This window comes from Noviherbaspirillum denitrificans, assembly GCF_002211445.1.
Lineage (GTDB): Bacteria > Pseudomonadota > Gammaproteobacteria > Burkholderiales > Burkholderiaceae_D > Noviherbaspirillum > Noviherbaspirillum denitrificans.
On sequence record NZ_LSTO01000001.1, the window covers coordinates 4,439,506 to 4,444,346 of the forward strand.

Genomic DNA, 4,841 nt, shown 5'->3' on the forward strand with positions numbered 1-4,841 from the left:
TGCATGTGGCGCCGATCAATACCATCGAGCGCGGCATCATGGACGGCCAGTTCCAGGTCGGCGTCATCCCGGCGCATCGCAACTCGGCCAGCCTGGAATACAACGAATTGTTCGGCGAAACCATGCTGCTGTATTGCGGCAGGCGGCACCCGCTGTTCGAGGCGAAGAAGGAGCAGCTGACATGGGCCAGCCTTGCAGGTTACCGTTTCGCCGGCCTCGGCTACCACTCGCCCAACATGGAAATCAGCCAGCGCGTGCGGCTGGCACGCAAAGCAACCGGCTTCGACCAGGAATCGATCGCGACCTTCATCCTGTCCGGCGAGTTCCTCGGCTTCCTGCCGGATCACTATGCGAAGAGCTTTGAGGCGGATGGATTGATGCAGGCGGTGAAACCGTCACAGTTCCGCTATGAGTGCAGTTTCCTGAGCGTCATCCGGCAATCGCCGGGGCCGCAGCGGGTGACGCAGGTATTCCATGACTGCCTGTTGCAGGCGCATGGGAAGAAGCGGGAGCAGGGGATGTGATGGGAATGCGGGCACGACAGACGTGCCCGCAGGAAGGATGGCTTACTTGCCGTTCGCCCGGTTCATCAGGAAGGCCGTCAGCAGCGGCACCGGACGCCCGGTCGCGCCTTTCGCCGCGCCGCTCTTCCACGCCGTGCCGGCGATGTCGAGGTGCGCCCAGGTGTACTTCTTCGTGTAGCGCTCCAGGAAGCAGGCCGCGGTGATGCTGCCGCCCGGCGGGCCGCCGATGTTGGCCATGTCGGCGAAGTTCGACTTCAGCTGTTCCTGGTAGGCGTCCTCGATAGGCATGCGCCACGCGGTGTCGCCGGTTTCCTTGCCCGCTGCCAGCAGCGCGCTTGCCAGCGCGTCATGCGCGTCGTCATGGCGCGTGAACAGGCCGGTGTTGTGGTGGCCGAGCGCGGTCACGCAGGCGCCCGTCAGGGTCGCGATGTCCACCACGACTGCCGGTTTGAAGCGTTCGACGTAGGTCAGTGCATCGCACAGGATCAGGCGGCCTTCGGCGTCCGTGTTCAGGATCTCGATGGTCTGGCCAGACATCGAGGTCACGATGTCGCCCGGCTTGGAAGCGCGGCCGGAAGGCATGTTCTCGCAAGTCGGAATGACGCCGACGACATTCAGCTTGAGGCCGAGTTCACCGAGCGTGCGGAAGGTGCCGAGCACCGAAGCCGCGCCGCACATGTCGTACTTCATCTCGTCCATGTTGGCGCCCGGCTTGAGCGAAATGCCGCCGGTATCGAAAGTGATGCCCTTGCCGACCAGCACGACCGGCGCATCCTTCGGCTTGCCGCCGTTGTACTTGAGCACGATGAACTTCGGCGGTTCGTCGCTGCCCTTGGTCACTGACAGGAAGCTGCCCATCTTGAGCGCTTCGATCTGTTTGCGGTCCAGCACCTCGACGCCGAACTTGTAGTCCTTGGCCAGTTTCTTGGCGACGCCGGCGAGGTAGGTCGGCGTGCAGATGTTGGGGGCGAGATTGCCGAGGTCCTTGGTCAGGGCCACGCCATTGGCGACGGCCGCGGCCTGCGCGGCGGCGGTCTTGGCGGCATTTGCGGCGGTGGCGGAGGTCAGCAGGGAAATCTTCTTCACGCCGCCTTTTTCCGGTTCCTTCTTGCTCTTGGTCTGGTCGAAGCGGTAGTTCGCCTCGCGGATCGCGAGCACGGCGCAGCGGACCGCCCAGGACACGTCACGGTTCTTGACGTCCTCGAAGGGCAGGGCGATCGTGCCTTCATTTGCGCCGAGGCCGGAAAACACGCGGGCCACGGCTTGCACGGCCGACTGGAAGTTCTTGTCGGATACGGACTCTTCGCTGCCGAGACCCACCAGCAGCACGCGTTCGGCGGCGACGCCGTCGAGTCCGCGCAGCAGCAGGGTCGAGCCTGCCTTGCCGGTGATGTCGCCCGACTTGAGCGCCGCGGTGATTGCGCCCTTGCCGTCGAGCGCTTTCGCGACCGCGGAGAGTTTCTTGTCTTCAAATACGCCGACTGCGATGCAGCCGGTTTTCACGCCCTGGAGGCCGGTTTTAGCCTCGATTGGTTTTATGCTAAAGTCCATAGATCACTCCTTCTCCAGACGCAATTATAGTCTTCTATTCAATGATCTTTCAGCGCGCTCTCCGACGCGAACTGGTAAGTACCGCAGGCGCTGTCTTCACCACGCTCTTCACGATCACAATTACTGTCATGTTGATCAAGATCCTCGGCCAGGCGGCTGGAGGCAAGGTCGCGTCACAGGATGTGATCGCGCTGATGGGCTTCGCCGCGTTGCGTTACCTGCCGATCATCTTGATCCTCACCTCCTTCATCTCGGTCCTCGTTGTCGTCACGCGAAGTTACCAGGATTCGGAAATGGTGGTCTGGTTTGCGTCAGGGCTTTCCCTGTCGCGCTGGATCAAGCCGGTCCTGACCTTCGGACTGCCCATCATCGTCGCGGTGATCGCATTGAGCTTCTTCGTGACGCCTTGGGCCAACCGCCAGAGCGCCGAGTTCCGCGAGCGCTTCCAGAAGCGCGAGGACATCTCGAAGGTTTCGCCGGGCCGCTTCCAGGAATCGTCCTCCGCCGACCGCATCTTTTTTGTCGAAGGCGTCAGCGGCGATGCAACCAAGGTGCAGAATGTATTCGTCAACACCGTCAAGGATGGCCGCAACAGCATCGTGGTGGCGCAGGAAGGCTCGGTCGTGGTTGACGAACGCGGCGACAAGTTCCTGGTGATGAACCAGGGACGCCGTTACGACGGCATGACCACCCAGGCGGATTTCCGCGTGATGGAATTCGAGCGCTACGGCGTGCTGGTGGCGCGCCAGTCGCAGGCGCTGGTCGGTGACCAGTCGGCCCGTTCCCTGTCCACGCCGGAATTGCTGGCTGACATGAACAACTTCAATGCTGGTGAACTGCTGTGGCGCATTTCGCTGCCGCTGATGGGCCTGCTGCTCATGCTGCTCGCCATTCCGCTGAGCTTTGCCAATCCGCGTGGCGGGCGCTCGGCGAACCTGCTGATTGCCTTGCTGCTGTTTATCATCTACAGCAACATGGCCAGCGTATTCCAGGCAGCGGTGGTGCAAAAGCGCCTTGCCTTCGAAGCCGCATGGTGGCCGTTGCACCTGGTCGCCGCGATCATGATCGTGCTGCTGTTTTCCTGGCGTCTCTTCGTCAACAGCGAATACCACCCGGCCACGAAGTGGGGCGCATTCAAGCGCGCATGGCTGTTCCGGAAAGCGGGGGCGCAATGAGAGTGCTGGACCGATATGTGTCACGGGAAGTGACTGCCGCGGTTGCGTTTGCGCTGGTGGCTTTCCTTGCGCTGTTTGCCTTTTTCGACCTGATCGGCGAATTGCCGCAGGTCGGACGCGGCGGCTATGAGCTGCAGCATGCTTTCCTCTACGTCGCCATGGGATTGCCCGGCTACGTTTACGACCTCATGCCGATCGCGGCGCTGATCGGCACGATTTACGCGCTGGCGCAGCTGGCCGCCAGGTCCGAATTCACGATCATGCGCGCTTCGGGCCTCTCGACCGGGCGGGCAGGGTGGATGCTGGCCAAGGTCGGCATCGTCTTTGTACTGTTCACTTTCCTGTTCGGTGAAGTGATCGCGCCGGCCAGTAGCGAGATGGGCGAACGGCTCAAGCTGCAGGCGCAGGGATCCACCGTCTCGAAGGAGTTTCGTACAGGGCTGTGGACGAAGGACGTCATTCGGCAGGATGGCGTCGACGGCGAGCCGATCGGTTCGCGCTTCCTGAATGTGGCCGACGTGACGCCGGATGGCCAGCTGCAGGGCGTGAAGATGTACGAGTTTGATCGTGATTTTCATTTGACGGCGGTAGTGACCGCCGACCGCGCGGACTACCGGAACAACAATACCTGGCGCCTGGCCAATGTGACGGAGACGGTCTTTCCGCACAATGCCACCGACGTCACCGCTGTCGTTACCACCAGGAAGCTGAATGCAAGGGACCTCGTATCGGAAATCACACCGGATATCCTGTCAGTCCTGTTTGCCGACCCGGACCGCATGTCCGCCTACGGGCTCGCCACCTACACGCGCCATCTTGCGGAGAACAAGCAGACGACGGAACGCTACGAAATCGCCTTCTGGAAAAAACTGTTCTATCCGCTCGCGGTGCTGGTCATGATGGCGCTGGCATTGCCTTTCGCGTATCTGCATTTCCGTGCCGGCGGTGTCAGCCTGAAGATTTTCATTGGCATTATGATCGGCGTGAGCTTCCAGTTGCTCAACAGTCTGTTCTCGCACCTCGGTTTGCTCAATACCTGGCCGCCGCTTGCAACGGCGGTCTTGCCCAGCGCAACCTTCCTGCTGGTGGCGATTGCCGCCTTGCTTTGGGTGCAGAAACATTAGGAGGCATCATGGCGCAGCGTTCCCTCGTCCTGTTTGGTCACGGCGCGCGCGATCCGCGCTGGGCCGAGCCTTTTCGCCGGTTGCAGCAGCTCACGCAGGCGCAGATGCCGGAGGTTTCGGTATCGCTGGCCTTCCTCGAATTGATGGAGCCGCGCCTTCCCGAACTCGTGAAGCAGCTGGTGCAGGATGGTTGCAGCGAGGTGACGATTGTGCCCATCTTCTTCGGGCAGGGCGGGCACGTATTGCGTGACTTGCCGGTGATGGTCGACCAGCTCCGGCAGGATTATCCGGATGTGGCGATCAGGTCGGTTGCTGCGGTCGGGGAAGATGCGGAAGTGTTGAATGCGATCGCGCGGTATTGCATCGGTTCGCTGAAAGCCTGAGATTGGGGCTGCAAAAATCGTGTAGGGTGGGTAGAGCGAAGCCAAACCCGCCATGCGCTCCAGATGCCGTTATTGGCGGGGTTT

The 4,841-nt window shown here is 61.6% G+C and carries 5 protein-coding genes; 4 read left to right on the forward strand and 1 reads right to left on the reverse strand.

The window, feature by feature from the left end; translation table 11 throughout:
- On the forward strand, nt 1–524 hold a 524-nt coding region (locus tag AYR66_RS21495), incomplete at its 5' end, for a substrate-binding domain-containing protein (protein WP_170942336.1).
- A 42-nt stretch (nt 525–566) separates the two neighbouring features.
- On the opposite strand, the gene AYR66_RS21500 is transcribed toward AYR66_RS21495, so the two are convergent.
- Nucleotides 567–2,075 carry a leucyl aminopeptidase gene (locus tag AYR66_RS21500; protein WP_088709202.1) on the reverse strand — a complete coding sequence of 503 codons (1,509 nt, stop codon included), beginning with the start codon at nt 2,073–2,075 and terminating at the stop codon, nt 567–569.
- 41 nt (nt 2,076–2,116) lie between these two features.
- On the opposite strand from AYR66_RS21500, the gene lptF reads away from it, so the two are divergent.
- Genes lptF through AYR66_RS21515 form a run of 3 tightly spaced genes read left to right on the forward strand, consistent with a single transcriptional unit; the run spans nt 2,117 to nt 4,757 of the window.
- Nucleotides 2,117–3,250: an LPS export ABC transporter permease LptF gene (gene lptF, locus AYR66_RS21505; RefSeq protein ID WP_088709203.1), complete on the forward strand. Its 1,134-nt coding sequence runs from the start codon at nt 2,117–2,119 to the stop codon at nt 3,248–3,250.
- Complete coding sequence (gene lptG, locus AYR66_RS21510) at nt 3,247–4,374, forward strand: LPS export ABC transporter permease LptG (protein ID WP_088709204.1); 1,128 nt, start codon at nt 3,247–3,249, stop codon at nt 4,372–4,374. The genes lptF and lptG overlap by 4 nt, the downstream gene beginning before the upstream one ends.
- 8 nt (nt 4,375–4,382) lie before the next feature.
- Nucleotides 4,383–4,757, forward strand: a complete 375-nt coding sequence (locus tag AYR66_RS21515; protein ID WP_088709205.1) for a sirohydrochlorin chelatase — start codon at nt 4,383–4,385, stop codon at nt 4,755–4,757.
- The last annotated feature ends 84 nt before the right edge of the window (nt 4,758–4,841 follow it).

Coding starts and splice junctions, on each gene's coding strand:
- AYR66_RS21500 (WP_088709202.1), bottom strand. CDS start 2,075: ATGGACTTTAGCATAAAACCAATCGAGGCTAAAACCGGCCTCCAGGGC.
- lptF (WP_088709203.1), top strand. CDS start 2,117: ATGATCTTTCAGCGCGCTCTCCGACGCGAACTGGTAAGTACCGCAGGC.
- lptG (WP_088709204.1), top strand. CDS start 3,247: ATGAGAGTGCTGGACCGATATGTGTCACGGGAAGTGACTGCCGCGGTT.
- AYR66_RS21515 (WP_088709205.1), top strand. CDS start 4,383: ATGGCGCAGCGTTCCCTCGTCCTGTTTGGTCACGGCGCGCGCGATCCG.